The organism is Vibrio hepatarius, assembly GCF_018860525.1.
Lineage (GTDB): Bacteria > Pseudomonadota > Gammaproteobacteria > Enterobacterales > Vibrionaceae > Vibrio > Vibrio hepatarius_B.
Map to the genome: position 1 here is coordinate 143,279 of NZ_JAHKPM010000018.1, position 24,472 is coordinate 167,750.

Consider the following 24,472-nt stretch of genomic DNA (forward strand, 5'->3'; position numbering starts at 1 on the left):
TTATCGTGACTCTTCAAACAGTTCACGTCCGATAAGCATCCTGCGAATTTCTGAGGTTCCCGCACCTATTTCGTATAGTTTTGCATCTCTTAACAGACGACCTGCAGGAAATTCATTGATATAACCATTACCACCGAGTAGCTGAATGGCATCTAAAGCGATTTGGGTTGCCAGTTCAGCACTGTATAGAATTGCGCCTGCGGCGTCTTTTCTTGTGGTCTCACCGCGGTCACAAGCCCCTGCGACGGCATAGACATATGAACGAGCTGCGTTGGCTCGAGTATACATATCTGCAACTTTGCCCTGGATCAGTTGAAACTCACCAATCGAACGTCCGAACTGTTTACGGTCGTGAACATAAGGCACGACTAAATCAAGACAAGCCTGCATGATACCCAGTGGCCCAGCGGCAAGGACGACACGTTCATAATCCAGTCCGCTCATTAGTACTTTTACTCCCTGATTGACTTCACCAAGGATATTTTCAACTGGGACTTTACAATTGTCGAACACGAGCTCACAGGTATTTGAGCCTCTCATTCCGAGTTTATCGAGTTTTTGCGCATGGCTAAACCCTTCGAAATTACGCTCAATGATAAAAGCGGTTATCCCTTTTGAAGCTGCCGCCGGATCTGTTTTTGCGTACACCACTAGTACATGTGCATCAGGTCCATTGGTGATCCACATTTTATTTCCGTTTAGCACATAATGATCACCATTTAGTTCTGCTTTGAGCTGCATACTGACAACATCCGAACCGGCGTTAGGTTCACTCATTGCCAAAGCACCAATATGCTCACCACTTATCAACTTAGGTAGGTATTTCTCACGTTGCGTTGCATTACCGTTACGAAAAATTTGGTTAACGCATAAATTTGAATGTGCACCATAGCTTAGTGCAATGGATGCTGAAGCTCGACTGATCTCCTCCATTGCGACTACATGAGCGAGATAGCCCATACTGGCACCACCGAATTGCTCATCGACGGTCACGCCAAGTAGGCCCATTTCTCCCATTAAAGGCCAAAGATGATTTGGGAATTGGTTCTCCTCATCCACTTTAGCCGCGATAGGGGCTATGTGTTCTCGAGCAAAAGCATTGACGTGTTCCCTCATCATATTGATTGACTCGTCGAGTCCAAAGTTGAGGGGGGTGTATTGAGATATCATATCGCCTCCAATTGAGCGGTTTTACTGTTATGCACACCGATTATTCAAGATATATCAACTGGCTTTAGAGCGTTCTAAAGCTTCTTCACATCGCTTACGAGCAGTATTCAAATCTTCCATTACGATGGTGATATCTTCGAGTTGGCGTTTGAGTACGGCTTCTTTGTCATCGATGATTTTGAGCATCTTAATTAATTGAGTATCTAGTTGGTTTGTATCGTAAAGCTCTAATAAATCACGGATTTCAGCGAGTGAAAAACCCAGCCGTTTTCCTCGTAAAATCAACTTGAGACGAACTTTATCTCTGCGCTGATAAACACGCATGTTTCCTTTTCGCTCCGGTTGAATTAGACCCATATCTTCGTAAAATCGGATACTTCTTGTTGTTATATCAAACTCTTTAGCTAGATCGCTGATCTTGTAGGTTCCCACCAAGTGAAACTCCCAAAGTTTTAGTCATAGACAATTCACTGTCCGCTACGACGGTAAAAAAGATTTTACAGTTGGCGAAAGTGTTTCTTTACGTTAACGTAAATGTTAGTGCTATGCTTACGTAAACGTCAAGGAATAACCGTGCAAAAATTTAATGGCTTGAAAAAGTAAAAGCGATATTCAAAAAATTTGCTTTGTCGTTGCTTGAGGAATAAAGCCATTAATCAACCGTCAATAGGAGTAGGCAATGGAACAGAAAGACATTTGGATTGTAGCGGCCAAGAGGACACCAATGGGCCGTTTTCAAGGAATGCTCTCTGAATATTCTTCACCAAAGCTAGGGGCTTTGGCAATTAAGGCTGCGATTGATGAACAGCCTCAACTCTCAGAGCTTATCAATGAAGTATATATGGGCTGTGTTTTACCTGCAGGGACTGGTCAAGCTCCGGCAAGGCAAGCAGCTTTAGGAGCTGGTCTTAATGAAGGCATTGGTTGTACAACCATTAACAAAGTATGTGGTTCTGGTATGAAGGCCGTTATGCTGGCTCACGATCTCATTCGAGCAGGCAGTGCTCATTGTATCGTGGCTGGTGGAATGGAAAGCATGACCAATGCACCATATTTACTCAAAGAAGCGCGATCGGGTATGCGTATGGGTCACAAATCAAGCTATGACCATATGTTTCTTGATGGGCTTCAAGACGCTTACCAAGGCGAGTTGATGGGTGTGTACGGTCAACAAATTGCTGATAAATTGGATTTTTCTCGTCAGCAAATGGATCAATGGGCATCACTGTCAGTTAGTCGAGCGATGCAAGCTCAACAACAAAGATTGTTCGACGATGAATTGGTGCCAGTTGCTCTTAAAGGTGATGAAAAACTCGACTATGACGAACAGCCCCCAGCGATTAAACCTGAAAAAATTCCTCAACTTAGGCCTGCATTTGCTAAAGATGGATCCATCACTGCGGCAAATTCTAGTGCGATTTCTGATGGCGCAGCCGCTTTAATCGTAATGGATGGTCAATTGGCCGAGCAGAAAGGTTTGAAGCCTTTGGCGATAATAAAAGGCCATGCAACACACGCTCGCCAACCTTGTGAGTTCACCATTGCACCTGTGCACGCTATTGAACACTTATTATCGCAGCTTGATTGGGGCATTGACGAAGTCGATTTATGGGAAATCAACGAAGCGTTTGCTGTGGTGACTCAAATAGCGGTAAAGCAGCTCGGACTCGATAGCGAAAAAGTGAACGTCAAAGGCGGTGCATGTGCATTGGGTCATCCCATAGGTGCAAGTGGTGCAAGAATTATTGTGACCTTAATCCATAGCTTGCGTCAGTTACAAGCATTAGGCAGTGATGGAAATTCAAACAAAAAATGTGTGATGAAAGGTATTGCATCACTGTGTATTGGTGGCGGTGAAGCGACCGCTATAGGAATAGAAATACCTTTATAAAAGAAAAGGATAATCAATCATGATTCAGTCAGTTCCCTTATTTATTGGTGGAGAGTTCTGCCAATCTCAAACAACCGAGTGGGTTGAGGTGACAAACCCAGCCACAAGCGAAGTAATTGCTAAAGTTCCATGTGCAACTGAACAAGAAATGGAACATGCAGTGAAAAATGCCGCAGAAACATTTAAATCATGGAAGGATGTTGCGGTCTCAGAGCGCGCACGTTTGATGTTACGCTATCAACATTTACTAAAAGAGCACCATGATGAACTTGCCGAAACACTCTCGAAAGAAACAGGCAAGATTTTAATTGATGCCAAGGGAGATGTTTGGCGCGGTATTGAAGTGGTTGAGCAAGCGGCAAATATTGCCAGTAATATGATGGGTGAAACTGTCGAAAATGTAGCGACAGATATTGATACCTATTCAATGATTCAGCCTCTCGGGGTTTGCTGTGGGATAACTCCTTTTAATTTTCCTGCCATGATCCCTTTATGGATGTTCCCGTTGGCGATTGCAGCTGGCAATACCTTTGTTCTCAAACCTTCAGAGCAAGTTCCTCTCACTGCAATGAGACTAGCCGAACTTTTTGAGGAAGCAGGAGCACCTAAAGGTGTGCTTCAAGTGGTTCATGGTTGTAAAGAACAAGTTGATAAGCTGCTGGTTCACCCAACTATTCGCGCAGTTTCGTTTGTTGGTTCGGTGCCTGTAGCGCAATACATCTACAAAACGGGAACCGATTTTAACAAACGTGTTCAAGCGTTTGCTGGCGCAAAAAATCATATGGTAGTTATGCCAGATGCTAATAAAGCACAGGTTATCAATAACTTAGTTGGAAGCTCTGTTGGTGCGGCTGGGCAGCGTTGTATGGCGATTTCAGTGGCGGTGTTTGTCGGAAGTACGAAAGAGTGGATAGACGATTTAAAAACGGAGATGGCTAAGATGCATCCCGGCGCTTGGAATGATGATAAAGCGGCGTATGGACCACTTATCAGCAAGGAAGCGAAAAGTCGAGTAGTGAGCCTGATAGAAGAAGGGAAAGCGCAAGGGGCAGTGTGTCAGTTAGATGGTACTCAATGCAATGTTGAAGGTATGTCAGAAGGAAATTGGTTAGGTCCAACTCTGTTTACTGGGGCTACGACAGATATGTCTATCTATGAGCAGGAAATCTTTGGCCCAGTATTGGTTTGTATGGAAGTAGAGACTTTAGAAGAAGCGATTGAGCTTATCAACAATAATCCTTATGGAAATGGGACTTCTATTTTCACCGCTAACGGTGCCGCAGCGCGCAAATATCAGCATGAAATCCAAGTTGGGCAAGTTGGTATTAATGTTCCTATTCCTGTGCCATTACCTTTCTTCTCGTTTACAGGGTGGCGAGGTAGTTTTTATGGGGATTTACACGCTTACGGAAAACAGGCAGTGAGGTTCTATACCGAAACAAAAACCGTTACTACCCGTTGGTTTGATGATGATATTCCGACTGGGCCTAACTTAACGATTCAGTTGCGATAACGGGAGGACAAATGGACTTTGAATTGAATGAAGAACAACGTGCTTTTGCTGAAACCGCGCAGCAGTTTGCCATGGGACAGCTCGCGCCCATGGCCGCTGAGTGGGATGAAAAACAAATCTTTCCCAAGGATGTCATAAAAGCGGCTGGAGAATTGGGATTTTTGAGTTTGTACACACCAGATGATCAGGGTGGCCTGCAACTTAGCCGACTTGATTCTGCGATTATTTTTGAACAGCTAGCGATGGGATGTACTTCAACGACGGCTTTTATGACCATTCACAATATGGTGACTTGGATGATAGCGAGTTTTGCTTCTGATAAAGCCAAGCAGGAGTTTTGCCCAAGTCTTATCTCTGGTGATTGGCTAGGGTCGTATTGCCTGACAGAGCCTAATGCGGGTTCTGATGCTGCCTCTTTAACAACCAGTGCTCAAAAACAAGGTAATACCTATGTGATAAATGGCGGCAAAGCCTTTATCTCTGGAGCAGGAGATACGGATGTACTGGTCGTTATGGCCAGAACGGGCGAGCAATCAGCGAAAGGTATTTCAGCCTTTATTGTGCCTGCCAATGCAGATGGGATAAGTTACGGACGTAAAGAACCTAAGATGGGCTGGAACAGTCAGCCTACTCGAGCTATTACCTTCGACAATGTTGTTGTGCCTGAGCACTATTTACTGGGAGAAGAAGGTGAAGGGTTTTCGATTGCGATGAAAGGGTTAGACGGTGGTCGTATTAACATCGCAACTTGCTCTATTGGTACAGCGCAACAAGCACTTAACGAAGCGTTGCAATACGTTAAAGAAAGAAAACAGTTTGGTAAAGAATTGTCTCATTTTCAGGGTTTGCAATTTAAATTAGCTGATATGGTGACAGAGTTGGTCGCGGCAAGACAAATGGTTCGCTTAGCGGCAAGTAAACTCGATAATCAGGACTCAGAAGCTACGGCATATTGCGCGATGGCGAAACGCTTTGCTACTGATGTTGGGTTCAAAATATGTGATCAAGCGCTACAACTTTTTGGTGGTTATGGTTACATTAAAGAGTACCCCGTTGAACGTCATTTCAGAGATGTTCGCGTGCATCAAATTCTTGAAGGTACCAATGAAATTATGCGTCTTATTATTGCTCGCCGCGTGTTATCGGAAGGCTCTCAACTCGTTTAAATTTAGGGACAGATAATAATGAATCATTCAGAAAGTGGTGCGATTGAGCACATAATCCAAAACCACGTAGCCATTGTCACTATGAACAATCCGCCTGCAAATACTTGGACTGCAGAGAGTCTTTTAGAGCTTAAACAACTTGTCCTTACGCTCAATGATAATAAAGATGTTTATTCGTTAGTCTTAACAGGAAAGGGAGACAAGTTTTTCTCTGCTGGGGCAGATTTGAAACTCTTTGCCAGTGGTGATAAGTCAGTCGCTGTTGATATGTCACGTTGGTTTGGTGAGGCATTTGAAACCTTATCGAGTTTTCGTGGTGTCTCGATTGCGGCAATTAATGGCTATGCGATGGGAGGCGGTTTAGAGGTTGCTCTTGCATGTGATATTCGTATTGCCGAAGAGCAGGCAGTACTAGCCCTACCTGAGGCGAAAGTTGGTTTACTTCCTTGCGCTGGTGGAACACAAAACCTCACTGCTCTAGTTGGTGAAGGGTGGGCTAAACGGATGATTTTATGTGGAGAGCAAGTGACTTCTGGGCAAGCACTTACCATAAAACTTGTTGAAGAAGTTGTTAGTAAGGGTAATGCTTTAGATGCGGCAATAAGCCTTGCTGAAATGGTGGCTAACCAGTCACCTTCATCCGTTGCAGCATGTAAATCTCTTATTCAAAATACAAGAACCAGTCCTTTGACTCACGGTTTAATCAAAGAGCGTGAGTTGTTTATACAGCTATTTGATACTGAAGACCAAACTGAAGGGGTCAATGCATTTTTGGAGAAACGTCCTCCTCAATGGAAAAACGGTTAGGGGGCCACATGACAGCAAGTGTTCGTTTTGAAACGCTAGATTGCCTTGAAGAAAATACCAAAGTTGGTATGGCAACACTGGATAATTCGTCCTCTTTAAATGCTCTCAACTATGACATGTTGGCGCAGCTAAAAGCTCAACTTGAAGTATGGCATGAAGATGACAATATCATTTGTGTTGTCATTGAAGGGCAAGGAGACAAAGCTTTTTGTGCCGGTGGTGATGTACGTACTATGCACGATAAGATGTGTGATGGTTCATCTGAGGAAATTGCAGCCTATTGTACGTCTTTTTTTAAGCTGGAATATGAATGTGACTACCTCATCCATACCTATTGCAAACCTATTATTGCTTGGGGACAAGGGATTGTAATGGGTGGCGGTATGGGACTTTTTATGGGCGCCAGCCATAAGGTTGTCACGCCTCAAAGTCGACTCGCCATGCCAGAAATTAGTATTGGCCTTTACCCCGATGTTGGTGGAACTTGGTTCTTAAATAAATTAGACCCTGGAATAGGGCTATTTCTGGGCTTAACGGGTGTGATGGTTAATGCTAGCGATGCACTAGGTATTCGACTTGCCGACCATATGATTCGTGCGGAAGACAAAGAGGCTTTGCTGTCTCAACTTAAACACACGTGTTGGTCGGAAATTGAAGATGTATATCGAGAGGTGACAAAGGTACTTACTGATATAGGCAATGAGGTGAATGGTCATCAACCAGATCCACAAATGTTACCATTTATCAATGAAATCCAAACGGCATGCAGTGGAGAAAGTGTTAGCCAAGTGAGTAATAACATTCTCAGTCTCTCTGGGCAGACTAAGTGGATGGAGACCGCCAAAAACAATCACGCTCAGGGTAGTCCTATTACGGCGCATATTTGTTTTGAGCAACTGACTCAACACCACAATTTGTCTTTGGCCGATTGCTTTCGTCTGGAGCTTAATTTATCAGTCCGCTGCTGTTTACTGGGTGAATTTCGTGAAGGCGTAAGAGCTCGTCTAATCGATAAAGATAACCAACCTAAGTGGATTTATAACCGAGTGTCTAATGTAGACGAAACGACTATAAATACCTTATTTACCTCTTTGTGGGATGAACAAGAACACCCACTAGCTCAACTTGGTCATTACTAGGGTCCGTTGGCCTTAAATAGAAAGGAAAAATTACTCATGAAAACCATCGCGTTTATCGGTCTAGGTAATATGGGCGGCCCTATGGCTGAGAATCTGCTGGCGGCAGGGTTTAAGGTTAAAGTATATGATTTGATGCCAGAAGTCGTTAAAAGTATAGAATCTATGGGGGCTATTGCTACATCATCAGTGTCAGAAGCTGTCAAAGGAGCTGAAACTGTTGTAACCATGCTTCCAGCAAGCCAGCACGTTAAGGATGTTTACCTTGGTGATGGTAAAGACACCACTGGATTACTTGACTTGGTTGACGATGGAGCTTTTCTCATCGATTCGTCGACCATTGATCCTCATTCGGCCAAAATGGTAGCTGCTCACGCGGCTCAAAAGGGTCTTGATTTTGTTGATGCGCCAGTGTCTGGCGGTGTCGCGGGTGCAAAAGCAGGGACACTGACATTCATTGTTGGTGGTTCAGAAGCGGCTTTTGCTAAAGCAGAAAATGTCCTTAAACATATGGGAAAAAATATTTTCCATGCGGGTAATGCTGGCGATGGGCAAATGGGTAAAATTTGCAACAATTTGATGTTAGGTATTTTGATGTCTGGTACCTGTGAAGCCCTTAATTTAGGGATTGATAATGGGCTTGATCCTAAAGTCTTGTCCAATATTATGTTGCAAAGTTCGGGACGGAATTGGGCTTTGGAACTGTATAACCCATGTCCAGGTGTAATGGATACATCACCGGCCAGTAATGGTTATCGTCCAGGCTTTATGAGCAAGTTGATGCTTAAGGATTTAGGTTTAGGTCTCAACGCTGCCGCAATGAGTCAATCTTCGGTTCCAATGGGATCTCTTGCACGAAATTTGTATGCTTTTCATAACGCAAACGGTAATGAGGAGCTAGACTTTTCAAGTTTGTTCGAGTTTTATCAATCAGAAAAGTAATGGGGTACGCGGATGGAATTAAAACAAAGTGTGATAGCTATTACTGGTGCTGGGCAAGGTTTAGGCCAGATGATGGCGTTAACATTGGCGAAAGCGGGTGCTGAATTGGCCTTGCTTGATGTCAATGATGAAGCCTTGCTAAATACCAAAGAGCAGTGCAATGTGCTTGGTGTTAAGGCATTAACTTATAAGGCTAATGTGACTGATGAGCGGCATGTCGAACAGGTATTTAGCGATATTGTTAGAGACTTTGGTCAACTGGATGGTTTGATTAATAATGCTGGTATCCTTCGGGATGGCTTGTTGATTAAGGTGAAAGATGACGAAATGACTAAGATGTCGTTGGATCAATTTAGCTCAGTAATCGATGTAAACCTTAACGGAACTTTTCTCTGTGGCCGAGAAGCCGCGGCGCAGATGATCAACACCCAGCGTAAAGGTGTAATTATTAATATTTCTAGTGTTGCAAGAGCTGGAAATATTGGCCAAAGCAACTACGCTGCTTCCAAGGCTGCTGTCGCGACATTAGCCACCACTTGGGGTAAAGAGCTTGCACGCTATGGAATTAGAGCTGCCGCTATTGCTCCTGGTGTGATTGAAACCTCGATGACGGGTGGAATGAAACCAGAGGCTCGTGAACGTTTAGAGAAGATGGTACCAGTCGGTAGGATGGGTTCTCCGGAAGAGATAGCCCAAACAGCGAAATTTATTTTTGAAAATGACTATATTAACGCGCGAATTTTTGAAGTAGATGGCGGAATATTTATGTAAACAAGCATTTTTTCTGCTAAAAGGCACGCTTTCCAGCGTGCCTTTGTTATTTATCGGCTACATATTCTGATAATTAGGCCCGCCGCCGCCTTCTGGTGGTAGCCAAGTAATATTTTGCGAAGGATCTTTGATATCACATGTCTTACAGTGGAGGCAATTTGCCGCATTGATTTGTAGTTTGGGTGAGTCATCAACAGTGATGATTTCATACACGCCTGCTGGACAGTAGCGCTGGCTTGGTTCCGCAAATCTTGGAAGGTGATTTTCAATAGGGATACTGGCATTTTTTATAACCAAGTGGCATGGCTGATCTTCTTCATGCTGAGTTCCTGAAAGATACACCGATGAGGGCTTATCAAAACTCAATTTACCATCAGGCTTGGGGTAATTTATGGTTTCACATTCTGAGATCTCTTTCATTCCAATATGGTCTGGTTGAGGATCAGATATGTTCCATGGTGCGGAACTATTAAATAATTTATGCCATACATTTTGTTCCAGTGTTGCTATCGCACCACCTGCAATTGCGCCATATTTATGAATTGAAGAGGCAAAATTACGGCTTTGGTTAAGTTCTGTGTAGAGCCAAGATTGTTCAAATATACTGTGGTAGTCGGGTTCAGTTAAACTATTCCCTAATTTTAGCTGTACGAAAATGGCTTCTGCGGCAAGCATGCCTGATTTCATGGCAGTATGGCTACCTTTAATCTTACCTGAACTAAGAGTTCCAGCATCACAGCCAATTAACAGACCTCCGAGAAATTGCTGCTTTGGTAAAGAACGAAGCCCTCCTTTTGTAATGGCACGAGCACCATAAGCAATTCTTTCACTACCTTTGAGGTATTGGCTGATCAAAGGGTGGTGCTTGTAGCGCTGGAATTCATCAAATGGACTAAGATGGGGATTGGTATAGTTTAAATCGACGATAAGACCAACGACAATTTGATGATTATCTAAATGATACAGGAAGCTGCCACCAGTTGAATTTGTTTCATTCAGTGGCCAGCCAGCACCATGAAGAACTCGTCCTGCTTGAAATGCAGGGTGGTCATTTGGGACTTGCCATATTTCTTTAAGCCCGAGCGCGTAATGTTGAGGCTCGCATCCTTGGTCTAATTCAAATGTTTGGATTAATTCTTTACCCAAGTGACCCCGAGCACCTTCAGCAAAAATTGTGTACTTAGCTTTGAGTTCTATGCCAGCTTCAAACGTTGATTTTTGTTCGCCTGATTTATTTAGCCCCATGTCTGAAGTGTTGATGCCAGTTACAGCGCCGTTTTGATCATAATTGATACTGGTTGCAGCGAATCCGGGATAAACTTCTATTTCGAGCTCCTCAGCTTTTTCACCTAACCAACGGCATAAGTTCGCTAAGCTGATAACATGATTATTTGAGCTGTTGTGCATTAGGTTCGGCGTCAAAAAAGATGGGACTTTCACATGCTGCTGCTTTGATGTTAGGTAGAAAAATTCATCTAGATTGACTGGGTTATTGACCGGAGCCTGCAAATTTTGCCAATCAGGGAGTAGTTCATCTAATGCTTTTGTTTCAAATAGCGCACCTGAAAGGATATGAGCGCCGACCTCTGCACCTTTTTCTACCACACAAATAGATACAGGTATGTCATTGATCTTACTCAGCTGTGCAAGTTTTATTGCAGTTGATAATCCCGCAGGCCCTGCACCGACAACAACGACATCAAACTCCATACATTCTCTTTCCATTGGTGTAAACCTACCTTTCCAACTGTTTAACACTAATCAATATAGTCTAGTTGACGTAAACGTAAACTTAACTAAGCTGAGTATAAGATAAAATCGGTAACCAATTATGTTTAATGTGAAGCCGATCAGCAAAACATAGCTAAGAAGTTTAGAATAAACAGTCTTAATATCAACCGATTACAGTTGTGTAGTTACTTTTAGCACCAAGGAGGAAATGTGAAAATATTAGTAGCCATAAAGCGAGTGATTGATCCTTATGTGAAAGTCAGGGTTAAGAGTGATGGCAGTGGTGTTGAAACGAACAATGTTAAAATGTCCATGAATCCATTTTGTGAAATTGCTGTTGAAGAAGCGGTTCGTCTCAAGGAATCGGGTACTGCTGATGAAGTTATCGTAGTCTCTATTGGAGATGCGGCGTGTCAGGAAAACCTTAGAGGAGCTTTGGCGCTTGGTGCTGATAGAGCCATACATATCAAGCATGATATTTCTCTTGAACCACTCGCGGTCGCCAAATTGCTTAGAGCTGTGATGGATAAAGAAAACCCCACATTGGTGCTTCTTGGAAAGCAATCTATTGATACTGATAACAATCAGGTGGCTCAGATGCTAGCAGCGTTAACTAGCCGTCCACAAGGGACGTTTGCCTCTGAACTTAAAATTGATAGTGAAGCTGTTTGTGTGACCCGTGAAGTTGATGGTGGGCTTGAGACAGTAAAACTTCAATTGCCAGCCATTATTAGTACCGATCTAAGGCTCAATGAGCCACGTTATGCTTCATTACCTAACATCATGAAAGCTAAGAAAAAACCTCTTGAGGTGATTTCTGCAGATGACTTAGGCGTTCAGGTTACGTCTACGCAGGAAATCATTGAAGTGATGGCGCCTGAACTACGATCAGCAGGTGAAATGGTAGCGAGTGTGAGTGAATTGGTATCCAAGCTTAAAGATGAAGCTAAGGTTTTATAGGGAGATGAGCATGAATTCAAAAACGTTAGTCATCGTTGAGCATGATAACCAAGTATTGAGTAGCGATACTCTTAAAGCTATTTCGGCCGCTAGTGTACTCAACCAGCCAGTGAATGTTCTAGTGATTGGTTGTAATTGTCAGCCTGTTGTTGACTCGGTCACGAAAATTGAGGCGGTTTCAGCAGTACTTGTGGCTGATTCTGAGATTTATGAGCAACAACTAGCTGAAAATTCTGCTCTTTTAGTTCAGAATGTATCAGAGGGTTACACCCATTTGTTTGCAGCCTCTACCACATTCGGCAAGAATTTAATGCCAAGAGTGGCCGCTTTGCTTGATGTTGGGCAACTTTCGGATGTGATAAAAATAGAATCAGAAGATATAGTAATTCGACCCATCTATGCGGGTAATGCTTTGGCCAAAGTTAAGTCTTTGGATAGTGTAAAAGTGATTACAGTGCGAAGCTCAGCTTTCGAAAATGCGCCAGTGAATAATGCTTCTAACGCAGAAATTCAAGTTGTTGACATTAATATTGGCAATGACTCCTCACAGTTAATTGAACGCCAAAAAACGCAGAGTGTTCGTCCTGATTTGCCAGCCGCGAGAGTCGTGATATCAGGTGGGCGAGGAGTCGGAAGCAAAGAGAATTTTGCTTTAATTGAACAGTTGGCTGATAAGCTTGGAGGTGCTATCGGTGCTTCACGTGCTGCCGTGGATGCAGGTTTTGTGTCTAATGATTTACAAGTAGGACAGACAGGTAAGATTGTCGCACCTGATCTTTATATAGCCGTAGGGATATCTGGCGCTATTCAGCACCTTGCAGGTATGAAAGATTCTAAAGTAATTGTTGCCATTAATAGTGACTCAGATGCACCAATATTTGAAATCGCAGACTACGGTCTCGTTGGTGATTTATTTGAAATTTTACCTGAGTTAACAGCATCACTATAAAGTGGAACGCTAAAATATGAACACCATCCCGGTAGCTGCTTTGTCGATTATCGGGATTATTTGTATTTCATGCGTGTTTTTTTAAAAAAATACTCGAAAAGTCACTGAATCTTAGAAGATTTCCTAAACTAAACCTATAAGGTAAATTAAGGGACGTCTTCTAAATGACAATACATCTAGATATTGCAACTTTATCAATAATTTGCGTCTTATTGTCTGTATGCTATTGTGTAGGATTGTTTTTAATTCAAAGACTTCAACCAAGTGTTCGCGGTATTAACACCATTGCCACATCACTCTTATTACTTTCTGTAAGCTTTTTTTTCCTTAGTTTCGGCAACAATATTAGTTTATGGGTATCGAAAATCTTAGCTAATTCTTTAATGGCTTTTAGCTATATTTTGCTGTTATTGGGTATTTGTCAATTTAGAAGCTTTAGTACGAAGCTCTCTAACGTCGGTTTTTACAGTTTTCCAATCCTCGTTGTTGGGTTAACTTACTTTACTTTTTTTATGCCCTCCACGAGTGCGAGGGTGATTTTGATGTCAGTATATATCTCGAGTATGTGTTTCGTTGCGGTTATCGCCAATCATAAGGGTAAGAGCACGGATATTTCTACGTCAACACTTTTACTTTCTGTTGGACTTGCAATTCAAGCTAGTTATAATTTTTTCCGCTTTAGTTGGACAATTTTTGATGGTGTCATCGATGACTTCATGCGTGCAGGCACTATACATCAACTGGCATTTGTTAGTACATTGCTGATGATTATTCTTATATTTTTTTCAGTCACTTGGATGCTGACAGGCCGATTAGTAGCGACGCTTCATGATAGTGCAATTAAAGATGAATTGACCCAGCTGTATAATCGACGTGCGCTTGAGGAGCTGCTCCCTACAGAGGTAGCTAGAGCACATAGGCACGACCTGCCTCTATCGATTGTTTTACTTGATATCGATCACTTTAAACAAGTCAATGACACTTATGGTCACCAGGTTGGCGATGAAGTATTGCGCATAACGGGGCGAGTGCTCAAGCTCCATACTCGCAGGGACGACTTAAGTTTTCGTTATGGTGGAGAGGAGTTTATGGTTTTATTACCTAATACGGATATTGAAAAGGCCTTAATTGTGGCGGAAAAATTAAGGGAAGAAATAGAAGAATCTAGGATGCTACCAAGTAAAAAAGACCGCTGTACCGCTAGTTTTGGTGTTACACAATTATATGATGAAGAATGGCAAAGCGCTGTAGAGCGCGCTGATATCGCACTCTACAATGCTAAGACAAACGGTCGTAACCGAGTGATTAATGGGGAGCGTTAATTTTCCCTATGATGGTCTTTGCGACGCTCCCACAAAGAGTTTATTTGAGTTTCATTTCCAAATGTTCAACCATGAGTTTGGTAAAACGTGCTGCTTCTCCGCCAGTACAAGCTCGGTGATCGAATGTTACTGATAATGGCATAGCCTTAACGGCAACTGCTTCATTATTTCTCATAACGACTTTTTCGATGATTCGTCCTGCACCGACGATAGCAACTTGAGGTGGCGAGACTACGGGAGTTGCATAGATCCCAGCTATAGCACCAAAGTTAGACAGAGTAATGGTTGCATGTTGTAGTTGTTCACGGCCAATTTTACGGTCACGTATCCCAGCTACTGTATCATTGAGCCATGAGCGAATATCAGCAGTCTTTACTTCGTTTGCGTTACGCAATACAGGTACATATAGTCCATGGTTGCTATCTACAGCGATACCAATATTGACGGTACTGTGGACGCAACGAGTCATTGTTTCAGCATCAAACCAGGCATTTAATGCTGGCTCTTGTTGGCAAGCATGAACCACAGCTTGGATTAAACGGCCCGAAATATCCTCTCCTTTTACCCAATTCTCAAGTAAGGCTTCTTCTGTAATAGTTACGGAGGCGACATTGTGATGAGACTCGGACATAGTGCCAACCATGGTTCGACGAGCACCTTTTAGCACCTCAGTACCAGGCTGCTGTTTACCTGCTTCTTCATAAATATCAGAATCGGTGATCATACCATCATGTCCACTACCTTTTATTTTCAGCAAATCGACACCTAGCTTTTTGGCTAATAGTCGTGCTGAAGGCATAGCGGTAATAGGAGAGTTATCGTCATTATTACGAGATGCACCGATCCAGAAATCGTCGACATCAACTTTGTGAGTTTGACTGGAAACATTGCCAACCACTGTTGCCGCATCTTTTTGCCTTTCTTTGTTGCCCTCACTTGCTCCTTCTTCTTCAATTTCTAGAAGAAGGCTACCAATGTTGATTACATCACCTTCTTCACCATGGCGACTTACAATCTTTCCGCTATAGGGCGCAGGTACATCGACAACGGCTTTTGCTGTTTCAACAGTCAAAATGATCTCATCTAATTTGACCATATCACCGACGCTTACATGCCATTGCACAATCTCTGATTCTGCAAGTCCTTCACCAAGATCCGGTAGTAAAAACGATCTCATTTCCAATCCTCCATGAGTTCTTTCGCGGCAATAACAATGTCTTCTTCTTGAATCATAAAGTAGTCTTCGTTTCTATAATATGGCATGACGGTATCCATACCAGTTACACGCCGAGGTGGAGCTTTCAATTTGCACATTGATTGCTCAGCTACTCTTGCAATAATTTCAGCCCCAACACCACATGTTCTACTTGCTTCATGAACGACAAGTAAGCGTCCAGTTTTGTTGAGTGACTTAAATATAGTATCCATATCGATAGGCTTAATGCTGGCCAAGTCAATCACTTCTGCTTCAATACCTTGCTCAGATAAGCGGTGGGCAGCTTGTAATGATTCAACGACGCAGGCTCCCCAAGTGACAAGAGTCAAATCTCTACCTTTACGTAAGGTAAAACAGGTATCAAGAGGAAGTGCCTCACCATTATCAATAACATTTGATTTCACCGTACGGTAGATCCTTTTAGGTTCAAAGAACATTACCGGATCGTTACTTCTAATAGCTGCGAGTAATAGGCCATATGCACGTTGTGGTGATGAAGGGATTACTACCCTAAAGCCTGGTATATGAGCGAATAATGCTTCAATACTTTCGGAGTGATGTTCAGGTGCGTGAATGCCTCCTCCAAAGGGTGCTCTGAATACAGCAGGGCAAGTTAAACGACCCCGTGTCCTATTACGCATTCTTGCTGCATGGCAGATAAGGTGTTCTAAAGCGGGAAAGACAAACCCTTGAAATTGGAATTCGGCAACAGGTCTCAGACCTTGCGTTGCCATACCGACACTGACACCACCGATCAGGGCTTCTGCTAATGGAGTATCGATGACGCGTTTAAATCCAAATTTGTCTTTAAGGCCAACAGTTGCTCGAAATACACCACCATTATCGCCGACATCTTCCCCCAAAACGATGACATTGTTATCGTTTTTCATTTCATGATGAAGAGCAAGGTTCACTGCTTCAACTAATGTAATCTCAGACATGTTTACCACCTTGCATACGCATTGCTTTAGTTACCAGTTCATCACGCTGCTTGTTTAATTCTGAAACCGGAGACTCATAAAGATAGTCAAATGCCGCTTCTGGTGCCTGAGGTGGAAGGTTTAGGTAACGTTCAACGGCTTTCTCTACATCTATTTTTGCGCTTTCTAGAAGAGCTTTTTCATCTTTTTCAGACCAGTGCCCCTGATTTGATAAGTAAGTTTTCAATCTCTCTATAGGCTCATATTGCCATGCTTGATCGAGTTCTTCTTTACTTCTATACCGGTTTGCGTCGTCGGCGGTAGTGTGATCGCTCAGTCGATAACTAATCGCTTCAATCAGAGTTGCCCCTTTGCCTTTTTTTGCTCTGTGCAGTGCTGTTCTAATCGCATCATACATCGCGACGACATCGTTACCGTCAACGGTAATTCCAGGGATACCAGCTCCTTTTGCTTTTTCAGAGAGGAAATCAGCAGCGCATTGCAGGGCCCTTGGGACTGAAATAGCCCACTGGTTGTTGTTAACAACGAAAACTAGTGGAATATTCCAAGTACCAGCACAGTTGATCGATTCGAGAAAGTCACCTTTTGACGTTGCACCATCACCACATGTGACAAGAGCAGCATTATGGTCACCAGCAATTTTTAGTGCAGCAGCAACACCCACTGCATGAGTACACTGAGTTGCAATAGGTACACAGTAAGGTAAGTCACGACATGTAAGTTCACTGTCTTCGAAATCAAAATCGCTACCACGTTCATCACCTCCCCAGTACTGGAGGTTTTTCTCCATGCCAATACCACGCACCCACATTGCGGGCATATCCCGGTAGTAAGGAATGAAAACGTCTTGAGGTTTTAATGCATGGCCAATGGCAATACCAAAGGCTTCTGCGCCAAGGTGTGAGGGGTAGGTACCTAGCTTTCCGGTTCGTTGTAATGCGACAGCTTTGTTGTCGTAGGTGCGTGCAACAACCATGTCACGATAGAACTTTTTCAGCGTTGCTACATCAGCCCACTCTGGAAGTGGTTTGATGACCTGGCCATGGTGGTCGATAAATCGATTCATGGGTAATGCCTGAACGTTCATATCAAGCTCCTTGTTGTGCTGCATTCTCTGGCAGCAATTAATTAACATCCTCCGAGCGTGGCCACTTTATGACATTCTGAGTTTTTAATCATATTGAAACACTATTCTGGATAATTGAAAAAAATCGTTGTTTAACACTGATATATAAACATTATCCAGTTGTGAATGTCGGCCATGCCAGTTGGACTAAGTGTAACTAATTTGTTAAATATTGCCTCCTGCTGAACACTCTTTCGAGAGTAAACTAATCCTTACAAACGTTAAAAAACAGATGAAACTACTGGTTTTTTTGCTGCAAGGCAGTGGAATCTGGAAATATTCACTGATGATGTGAAGAATTTTACTAGAATATTATCTGGATTTTTTTATAAAAAAGATAAAAAAAATTATTTATGGTTGAAAAATTAGAGCCAAAACAGGCTATTGAATGACTTTATAGCATGAGAATGTGACCTAATATCGACCGATATATTTAGATTAAGTTGTATAAAATGGCTTCAAGTAGTGAATATAAAACTTAGAAAAAACAGGGTTATTATATTACAATAATGTCAATAGCCGTGTTGGTTACGTTAGACGGTTAGGCTCAAAATAATAAACTGCGGACACAAAGTACCGCATAAGGGCTTCATATGAAAATTGCCACAAAAATAGTCATAGCTTCGACTTTGTTGTGTAGTCTAGCGGTTGTTGCCACTGGTACATTTGTGGGTTGGCGAGCGTCGGTGTTATCAGAGCAAGCATTATATCAGCGAGCGATGAGTCAATTGACATCGATTAGAGAAAATAAAAAAAGTGAAATTGAAAACTATTTTCAACAGATTCGTGGCCAAATGGTTACTGTGGCTAATTCTATCGGGGTCAAGGACGCTATGGTTGCGTTTTCAGATGCCTTTGAGAGATATCCTGTTGAGTTAGTCAGCTCAACGGATATGAATAAGTTATCGGACTACTACTCATCTGGTTTTGGTGAAACATATCGGAGTACTAATGGCGGTCAAAGTGCTAATGAGCTACAAGTCTTAGCCAAGTTATCGGGCAAAGCTAAAGCACTACAGGCCCGTTATATTGGTGTGAACCCCAACCAATTAGGTGATAAACATCAACTTGTGGCAGACTCTTTGGGTACAGAATACGATGATGTACACAGAACCTATCATCCGAGTATCAAAGGGTTTTTGGAAGAGTTTGGTTACTATGATATTTTCCTAGTTGATACGAGTGGGAATATTGTCTACTCAGTTTTCAAAGAATTAGACTACGCAACGAGCCTGTATTCCGGACCTTATGCGTCTACTGGTATAGCGCAAGCATTTAAACAAGCTTTGAATATTAGCCCCTCGCAGTATTACTTAGAAGATTTCTCTCCCTATTTTCCTTCATATGAAGCCGCTGCTTCTTTCATTGCTACACCCATTGTAGTGGACGGTATCACTGTAGGAGTCCTAATATTCCAGATGCCGGTTGATAAGATAAATAGCATTATGACATTTGGAGAGAATTGGCAATATGCAGGGTTAGGGCAAACGGGAGAAACATACTTAGTTGGTCCTGATGAATTATTAAGAAGTGAATCGCGCTTTTTGATCGAGTCGCCAGAACAATATTTTTCAGAACTTAAAACATTTGGTGTACCAGCGGCGACGTTAGAACAAATAGAAGGAAAATCCTCTGCAATTGGTCGCTACAAAGTCAGTAGTACAAGCGTCAAATCAGCACTTAGTGGAGAAAATGGCACTGATGTTGTAACGGGCAAAAGGGGAGTTGAAGTTTTATCTGTCTATTCCCCCCTCGATGCCGCAGGTTTAAAATGGGCAATTGTTACTGAAATCAATAAAAATGAAGCTCTAGCAGATTTAGAAGCATTGATTCAGTCAAAATTTATCACCGTTGTTATCAGTATCGTCATTGGCGTAATTGTTGCCATATGCGTTTCTTATTTTTTGGGAAGGAGTATCGCTCAACCAATTAGTAAGGCAAGTAATAAAATCAAACGCATCAGTAGTGAGAACGATCTTACAGAGCGCCTTGATGAAAATGGTAAAGATGAGATGACGGATTTAGCTGTGTCGCTTAATTCTTTATTTGCTCATCTTCAAGACATAATTCGAAAATTTGCTCAAGCAACAGATGATCTGAATAACAATATTCATAGTATGAGCGGAAGTATGAATAGTACTCGGTTGGCGGTAACAGACCAGAACGAACGCGCTGAATCTGTTGCAGCAGCGATCAATCAAATGGGGAACTCAATTTCAGAAGTTGCAGAGTTTGCCAACCGAGCAGCAGAATTTGTCAAAAATGCGAATGAAACTGGTAGCCAGGGAGTAAGTGTTGGTCGAAATTTGGGCACAGAGATCTCTCAGCTCAATGAGGAGATGCAAACCGCTGTAGATGCAATCAGTCGTCTCGATAAAGAGAGCAACTCCATCGCAGAAGTACTGGATGTTATTCAAGGAATCGCTGAACAAACAAATCTATTGGCGCTCAATGCGGCTATAGAAGCCGCGCGCGCTGGTGAGCAGGGGCGGGGTTTTGCAGTGGTAGCCGACGAAGTACGCAATCTTGCCGGAAGAACTCAGTCTTCGACTGAAGAAATCAGAGAGAAGATAGAGTCGTTGCAAAAAGAGACAGGTGACGTGTCAACAAGTATAACTAATGCGAATGAAACTGTGTCTCAAGGTGTTGAAACGTGTGACACAAATGCACAGATGTTGGAGCAGATAGTCACTATGTTAACTGACCTAAACGAAATGAATGTTCAAATAGCGGCTGCGACAGATGAGCAACAATCTGTGACAAACAATATTACAGATAGTATTACGTCTATCACTGATTCCTCATCGGAGGTTTCCAGTCAGGTTGGAGATGTCGATACTATTTTAAAGGGACTGTCTTCTCAAGCGGAGCAACTTAACACTGAGGTTTCACAATTTAAGTACTAGTTTGGTCCTGTATTATGGATCAAGCTGGAATTTCATTCTAATTGATGATCGAATGTGCTATTAAGATGGCTTTTTAACCACCTGAATCAAAAAGACAAAAATTCTATTGACCTAAAATCATAATAGGTTAAAGTACGCCTCGTTCCAGCGGGTATTAGTCTCGCTGAGATGGTGTTGACCATCGCATTATGCGTTGCCCTGGTGGTGGAATTGGTAGACACAAGGGATTTAAAATCCCTCGGCGTTCGCGCTGTGCCGGTTCAAGTCCGGCCCGGGGCACCATCTGAACTTTCTCTTCAAAAATGAAATATCAAATAAGGCGCGTTGGCAGAGTGGCTATGCAGCGGATTGCAAATCCGTGGACCTCGGTTCGACTCCGGGACGCGCCTCCATATTCTAACACCCATCAAAACTTACAAATACTGGTTTTTCCTATCACAAATACCTATATAGTTGGTGCTTAGTAGCATAAAATGAACCTAATGTTCGCGCTGTAAGCCTTACAATTCTAATTTCAGATAATAGCCTTTTCTCAATACATAAATTATTTTAATGACGTGTCTATCATTATCTTTGCATGATTTTTTATAAATTTGTTACTGAGCAATTTGCATTCACTATGTCACCTGTCGGGTTTAAAGTGAAAATAAAGAAAAATGTACAGTAAGGGATTGATTGTTGAGCAATGAATCATCGGGGATTTGCTGATGAATCATTGCTCCATTTAGATTAGAAAGAGATAGCTCAACTTATTCTCCTGCCACTAAATGATTCTTGAACTTTAAGCTTGCAGCAAGCATGTACAAACAAGTTGCCAGCAAAATAGAGAATAAATATCCCTGTAAAGAATGCTCTTGAGACATATACTGGTCAGCAATAACTGGGCCTAATACTGAGCCTATGCTATAGCTAAACAGCATGACTTGAGTCGCTGATATTATGTACTTGGAATCTAAATTGTCACAGCCAAGATTGATGGCTATTGGATACAATGCAAACGCAGCCATACCAAGCAAAAATAGACCCAAAGCCATTAGGCGCATGTCGTCGTCAAACATAATCAAACTGACCGCCAGAGTACCCAATAGACAGAAAAACGCCATTAATAGTGTACGACCTAAATATTTTGACATCCAAGGGACTATTGGCTGCACCAGCATACCGCCGAGTATGATAAGCGCCATCAGTGATCCTATATCGGAGTCTTCAATTCCCTGTGCCGCAAGTTCAATAGGCATCATGCCATACACAGCGCCGATAATGAGCCCAGATACAATACTGCCAATAATGGCCGCATGATTAAGCTTTAAAATTTGCTTTGCTGTTAAATAGGCAATGGACTCGGACTGAGGTTGCTCACATCGTCCAAGTAAAACAACAGCAATGGCTAAGCAAACTAAGATGCTAATGATAAGGAAAGGCAAGTACCCATTGATACCCACATAGCTAATCCCCAATTGTCCAATTGCGCTGCCACCATAAAGCGCTGCCATGTATAAGCCGAGACGTTTAGCTCGGGCCGCTTGAGAGCCTTGCAGTAACCAAGATTCTACGACAACAAATATACCTGCTACGGAGAAGCCTGCCACAAGACGGGCTACTAACCAGGCAGACGAATGTACCAAGACTGGCAGAACTAACGTTGTAGTGATAAATATTGCCAGACATAGAACAAGTGTATGCTTGTGACCCAATCGACTCACTATAGGTTCACTAATGACCGCACCAAGCAAAAGACCAACGTAAAACATACTTGCCAACCAACTTGCTAATGAGCTGTCGAGCTCATAATAAGGTAGCATTAGTGGGATCAGGCTCATTAAATAGCCTGATGCTACCGCATAAAGAGCTAGCGCAATCACAGGGATTGAAATGCGAGCTTTTGCTGCAGGAGCAAGAATGTTTTCCAAAGTCGTAGCCTCTAAGTTTGATTGAATGTATAAAATTTGGCGCGACTATGAGGCTATTTTAAGCAGGGGTAAAACGAATAATTTTAGTCGTTTCGATAAAAAATATTTTTCGAAGCTATTTTGGTCTTAAAATAAATAAAAGGCCGTATAACATGAATCGATATAGGCCTTTTATGACAACCAATGTTCCTGCACGGGGAAGGTAACCACCGCATTGAATGGGGTGATACCATTCGTAACCCTAAGTTCTTGGAGTCAGGGCATCAAGATAAAGAAGGCGGCTTGCTGCACTTTGATGTGGTAACAGCCAACCCGCCGTTCTCGCTCGATAAATGGGGCTATGAAGATGCAGGTAACGATCGCTTTGGTCGATTCCGCCGTGGCGTACCGCCAAAAACCAAAGGTGACTATGCGTTTATCTCACACATGATTGAAACGCTAAAGCCCGCTTCTTCTACAACGAAAGGCGGTCGAATGGGGGTGGTTGTGCCTCATGGTGTGCTTTTTCGCGCATCAAGTGAAGGTAAAATTCGTAAACAACTGATTGATGAAAACCTGCTCGATACCGTCATTGGCCTACCTGAAAAACTGTTCTTCGGTACAGGTATCCCAGCCGCGATTCTTCTGTTTAAAAAGCACAAAGATGATAACAAGGTATTATTTATTGATGCCTCACGTGAGTTTAAATCAGGTAAAAACCAAAACCTATTAACTCCTGAGAATATTCAAAAGATAGTTGAAACTTACAAAGCACGTCAAACCACCGACAAATACTCATACCTAGCCACGCTCGAAGAGATTGCCGAGAATGACTACAACCTTAATATTCCCCGTTATGTCGATACCTTTGAAGAAGAAGAAGAGATCAATCTAGTCGTTGTACGTACTGAGCGCCTAGCTCTGCAAAATAAGCTAGCAGAACTTGAAACTGAAATGGCAGGTTACCTAGAGGAACTTGGCTATGAATGAGCCCACAGATAAGGTTTACGGTCAATTAATTGATACCATTTCGACCACATTTGCACAAGGGAAGCAAAAAACCGTTGCAGCCATTAATGCAGGCTTGGTGATGACCTACTGGAAAATTGGCCAGCATATTGTTGAATTTGAACAAAAAGGACAAGCAGCAGCGGAATATGGCAAACAGCTACTCACTAACCTGAGTCACGATCTAAAGCTTAAGCATGGTAAAGGCTTTAGCCTTTCTAATTTAAATCGTTTTCGTCAATTTTACCTAGCTAATCGAAATAGTGCGACAGTGTCGCACCAATTGAGTTGGTCGCACCATGTAGAGCTACTTAAAATCAGTGATGATACTGAACGGGCTTTTTATATCAATCAAACTCTAAATGCCAACTGGAGTGTACGCGAGCTAAAACGTCAAAAAGAGAGTGACCTGTTTTTACGTCTAGCCTAAGTTCTATGTGAGTGGTGAGATGCAGTTTTATCTTGGTCGTCGTTACGTATTGAAGATCGTGGAAGATGCCAAAGCACTGCCAACAGTAAAAATGACTCGCGGTAAATTGTTGGTCACCTTAACTCGTTTTAATGAAGACAAAACAGCCATGGTTCGAGCATTAGTGCGTAACTGGTACAAGGTACGTGCGGAGCGTATTTTTCATGAACGTTTATCTGAATTGCTGCCGCAAGCCACTTGGGTTGATGGCATACCGAGCTTTCGTGTTCTTCCTATGAGTAAACAGTGGGGAAGCTGCTCTACTAAAGGAAATCTGATGCTTAACCCCCATCTCATTAAAGCGCCCAAAGAATGTATTGATTACGTGATCCTCCACGAGCTTTGCCACATCGCCGAGCATAACCACAGCGAGAAGTTTTGGCGATTGTTAACCAGCGTTATGCCCAACTGGAAAGAAGTCAAAAGCCGCCTAGATGGTATGGCGGAGTTGTATTTAAATGAGTGAGGGTTGTTGAGTGAGATTACTACCTTGAGGTGCCTGTCCTCGCAGTTTCTCATGGATAAAGCAAGATGTCGCCTTATGCAACCAGATCGTATA

At 42.6% G+C, this 24,472-nt stretch carries 19 protein-coding genes, 2 tRNA genes and 2 pseudogenes; 16 read left to right on the top strand and 7 right to left on the bottom strand.

Annotation, left to right across the window (positions count from 1 at the left end; all coding sequences use genetic code 11):
- Together KO511_RS05985 and KO511_RS05990 are read right to left on the bottom strand one after the other, a co-directional pair.
- On the bottom strand, window positions 1-1,170 hold the full coding sequence (locus KO511_RS05985; RefSeq protein ID WP_215986562.1) for an isovaleryl-CoA dehydrogenase: 1,170 nt from the start codon (window positions 1,168-1,170) through the stop codon (window positions 1-3).
- Window positions 1,171-1,224: 54 nt separating this feature from the next.
- Window positions 1,225-1,602, bottom strand: coding sequence for a MerR family transcriptional regulator (locus tag KO511_RS05990; RefSeq protein WP_354668151.1), 378 nt, complete (start codon window positions 1,600-1,602; stop codon window positions 1,225-1,227).
- A 247-nt stretch (window positions 1,603-1,849) separates the two neighbouring features.
- Between KO511_RS05990 and KO511_RS05995 the strand changes: the two genes are divergently transcribed.
- From KO511_RS05995 to KO511_RS06025, 7 genes are read left to right on the top strand one after another with little or no spacing between them, the layout of a single operon-like run.
- Window positions 1,850-3,061, top strand: coding sequence for an acetyl-CoA C-acyltransferase (locus tag KO511_RS05995; protein ID WP_215986564.1), 1,212 nt, complete (start codon window positions 1,850-1,852; stop codon window positions 3,059-3,061).
- A 19-nt stretch (window positions 3,062-3,080) separates the two neighbouring features.
- Window positions 3,081-4,574, top strand: a complete 1,494-nt coding sequence (locus tag KO511_RS06000) for a CoA-acylating methylmalonate-semialdehyde dehydrogenase (protein WP_215986565.1) — start codon at window positions 3,081-3,083, stop codon at window positions 4,572-4,574.
- 11 nt (window positions 4,575-4,585) lie between these two features.
- Window positions 4,586-5,740: an acyl-CoA dehydrogenase family protein gene (locus KO511_RS06005; RefSeq protein WP_215986566.1), complete on the top strand. Its 1,155-nt coding sequence runs from the start codon at window positions 4,586-4,588 to the stop codon at window positions 5,738-5,740.
- An 18-nt stretch (window positions 5,741-5,758) separates the two neighbouring features.
- The gene (locus KO511_RS06010; RefSeq protein WP_215986567.1) at window positions 5,759-6,547 is read left to right on the top strand and encodes an enoyl-CoA hydratase; all 789 of its coding nucleotides are present in this window, start codon (window positions 5,759-5,761) and stop codon (window positions 6,545-6,547) included.
- A gap of 8 nt (window positions 6,548-6,555) precedes the next feature.
- Window positions 6,556-7,686, top strand: coding sequence for an enoyl-CoA hydratase/isomerase family protein (locus KO511_RS06015; RefSeq protein ID WP_215986568.1), 1,131 nt, complete (start codon window positions 6,556-6,558; stop codon window positions 7,684-7,686).
- A gap of 36 nt (window positions 7,687-7,722) precedes the next feature.
- Window positions 7,723-8,625: a 3-hydroxyisobutyrate dehydrogenase gene (gene mmsB / locus KO511_RS06020; RefSeq protein ID WP_215986569.1), complete on the top strand. Its 903-nt coding sequence runs from the start codon at window positions 7,723-7,725 to the stop codon at window positions 8,623-8,625.
- 12 nt (window positions 8,626-8,637) lie between these two features.
- Entirely contained in the window at window positions 8,638-9,396 is a 759-nt protein-coding gene (locus KO511_RS06025) for an SDR family oxidoreductase (protein WP_215986570.1), read from the top strand.
- Between the two features lie 57 nt (window positions 9,397-9,453).
- Here the strand turns inward: KO511_RS06025 and KO511_RS06030 are convergent, their stop codons facing one another.
- Window positions 9,454-11,121: an electron transfer flavoprotein-ubiquinone oxidoreductase gene (locus tag KO511_RS06030; protein WP_215986571.1), complete on the bottom strand. Its 1,668-nt coding sequence runs from the start codon at window positions 11,119-11,121 to the stop codon at window positions 9,454-9,456.
- A gap of 216 nt (window positions 11,122-11,337) precedes the next feature.
- On the opposite strand from KO511_RS06030, the gene KO511_RS06035 reads away from it, so the two are divergent.
- The 3 genes from KO511_RS06035 to KO511_RS06045 all read left to right on the top strand — a co-directional run bounded on the left by KO511_RS06035 (window position 11,338) and on the right by KO511_RS06045 (window position 14,358).
- Window positions 11,338-12,087: an electron transfer flavoprotein subunit beta/FixA family protein gene (locus KO511_RS06035; RefSeq protein ID WP_215986572.1), complete on the top strand. Its 750-nt coding sequence runs from the start codon at window positions 11,338-11,340 to the stop codon at window positions 12,085-12,087.
- Between the two features lie 10 nt (window positions 12,088-12,097).
- On the top strand, window positions 12,098-13,036 hold the full coding sequence (locus KO511_RS06040) for an electron transfer flavoprotein subunit alpha/FixB family protein (RefSeq protein WP_215986573.1): 939 nt from the start codon (window positions 12,098-12,100) through the stop codon (window positions 13,034-13,036).
- Between the two features lie 542 nt (window positions 13,037-13,578).
- A complete protein-coding gene (locus tag KO511_RS06045) occupies window positions 13,579-14,358 on the top strand; it encodes a GGDEF domain-containing protein (RefSeq protein WP_252724257.1) in 780 nt (259 codons plus the stop codon).
- A 40-nt stretch (window positions 14,359-14,398) separates the two neighbouring features.
- Here KO511_RS06045 and KO511_RS06050 read toward each other — a convergent pair whose 3' ends face one another.
- The 3 genes from KO511_RS06050 to pdhA are packed head-to-tail and all read right to left on the bottom strand — an operon-like array spanning window position 14,399 to window position 17,602.
- Window positions 14,399-15,535, bottom strand: coding sequence for a dihydrolipoamide acetyltransferase family protein (locus tag KO511_RS06050; protein WP_215986575.1), 1,137 nt, complete (start codon window positions 15,533-15,535; stop codon window positions 14,399-14,401).
- Window positions 15,532-16,515, bottom strand: coding sequence for an alpha-ketoacid dehydrogenase subunit beta (locus KO511_RS06055; protein ID WP_215986576.1), 984 nt, complete (start codon window positions 16,513-16,515; stop codon window positions 15,532-15,534). Before KO511_RS06055 ends, KO511_RS06050 begins: the two co-directional genes overlap by 4 nt.
- The gene (gene pdhA, locus KO511_RS06060; protein ID WP_215986577.1) at window positions 16,508-17,602 is read right to left on the bottom strand and encodes a pyruvate dehydrogenase (acetyl-transferring) E1 component subunit alpha; all 1,095 of its coding nucleotides are present in this window, start codon (window positions 17,600-17,602) and stop codon (window positions 16,508-16,510) included. The genes KO511_RS06055 and pdhA overlap by 8 nt, the downstream gene beginning before the upstream one ends.
- A gap of 632 nt (window positions 17,603-18,234) precedes the next feature.
- Between pdhA and KO511_RS06065 the strand changes: the two genes are divergently transcribed.
- From KO511_RS06065 to KO511_RS06075, 3 genes are all read left to right on the top strand, one after another.
- Window positions 18,235-20,547 carry a methyl-accepting chemotaxis protein gene (locus KO511_RS06065; protein WP_215986578.1) on the top strand — a complete coding sequence of 771 codons (2,313 nt, stop codon included), beginning with the start codon at window positions 18,235-18,237 and terminating at the stop codon, window positions 20,545-20,547.
- 195 nt (window positions 20,548-20,742) lie between these two features.
- Window positions 20,743-20,829 (top strand) — tRNA-Leu (locus KO511_RS06070).
- A 36-nt stretch (window positions 20,830-20,865) separates the two neighbouring features.
- Window positions 20,866-20,939 (top strand) — tRNA-Cys (locus tag KO511_RS06075).
- Window positions 20,940-21,296: 357 nt separating this feature from the next.
- Here the strand turns inward: KO511_RS06075 and KO511_RS06080 are convergent.
- Window positions 21,297-22,457, bottom strand: a complete 1,161-nt coding sequence (locus KO511_RS06080) for an MFS transporter (protein WP_215986579.1) — start codon at window positions 22,455-22,457, stop codon at window positions 21,297-21,299.
- 183 nt (window positions 22,458-22,640) lie between these two features.
- Here KO511_RS06080 and KO511_RS06085 point away from each other — a divergent pair.
- The 3 genes and pseudogenes from KO511_RS06085 to KO511_RS22605 form a co-directional block, all read left to right on the top strand.
- Window positions 22,641-23,426 (top strand): annotated as a pseudogene (locus KO511_RS06085) (N-6 DNA methylase); the annotation flags it as partial.
- Window positions 23,419-23,874, top strand: coding sequence for a DUF1016 N-terminal domain-containing protein (locus KO511_RS22600; protein ID WP_215986580.1), 456 nt, complete (start codon window positions 23,419-23,421; stop codon window positions 23,872-23,874). The pseudogene KO511_RS06085 and the gene KO511_RS22600, both read left to right, overlap by 8 nt.
- A pseudogene (locus tag KO511_RS22605) lies at window positions 23,870-24,379 on the top strand (M48 family metallopeptidase); the annotation flags it as partial. The gene KO511_RS22600 and the pseudogene KO511_RS22605, both read left to right, overlap by 5 nt.
- Window positions 24,380-24,472: the final 93 nt, after the last annotated feature.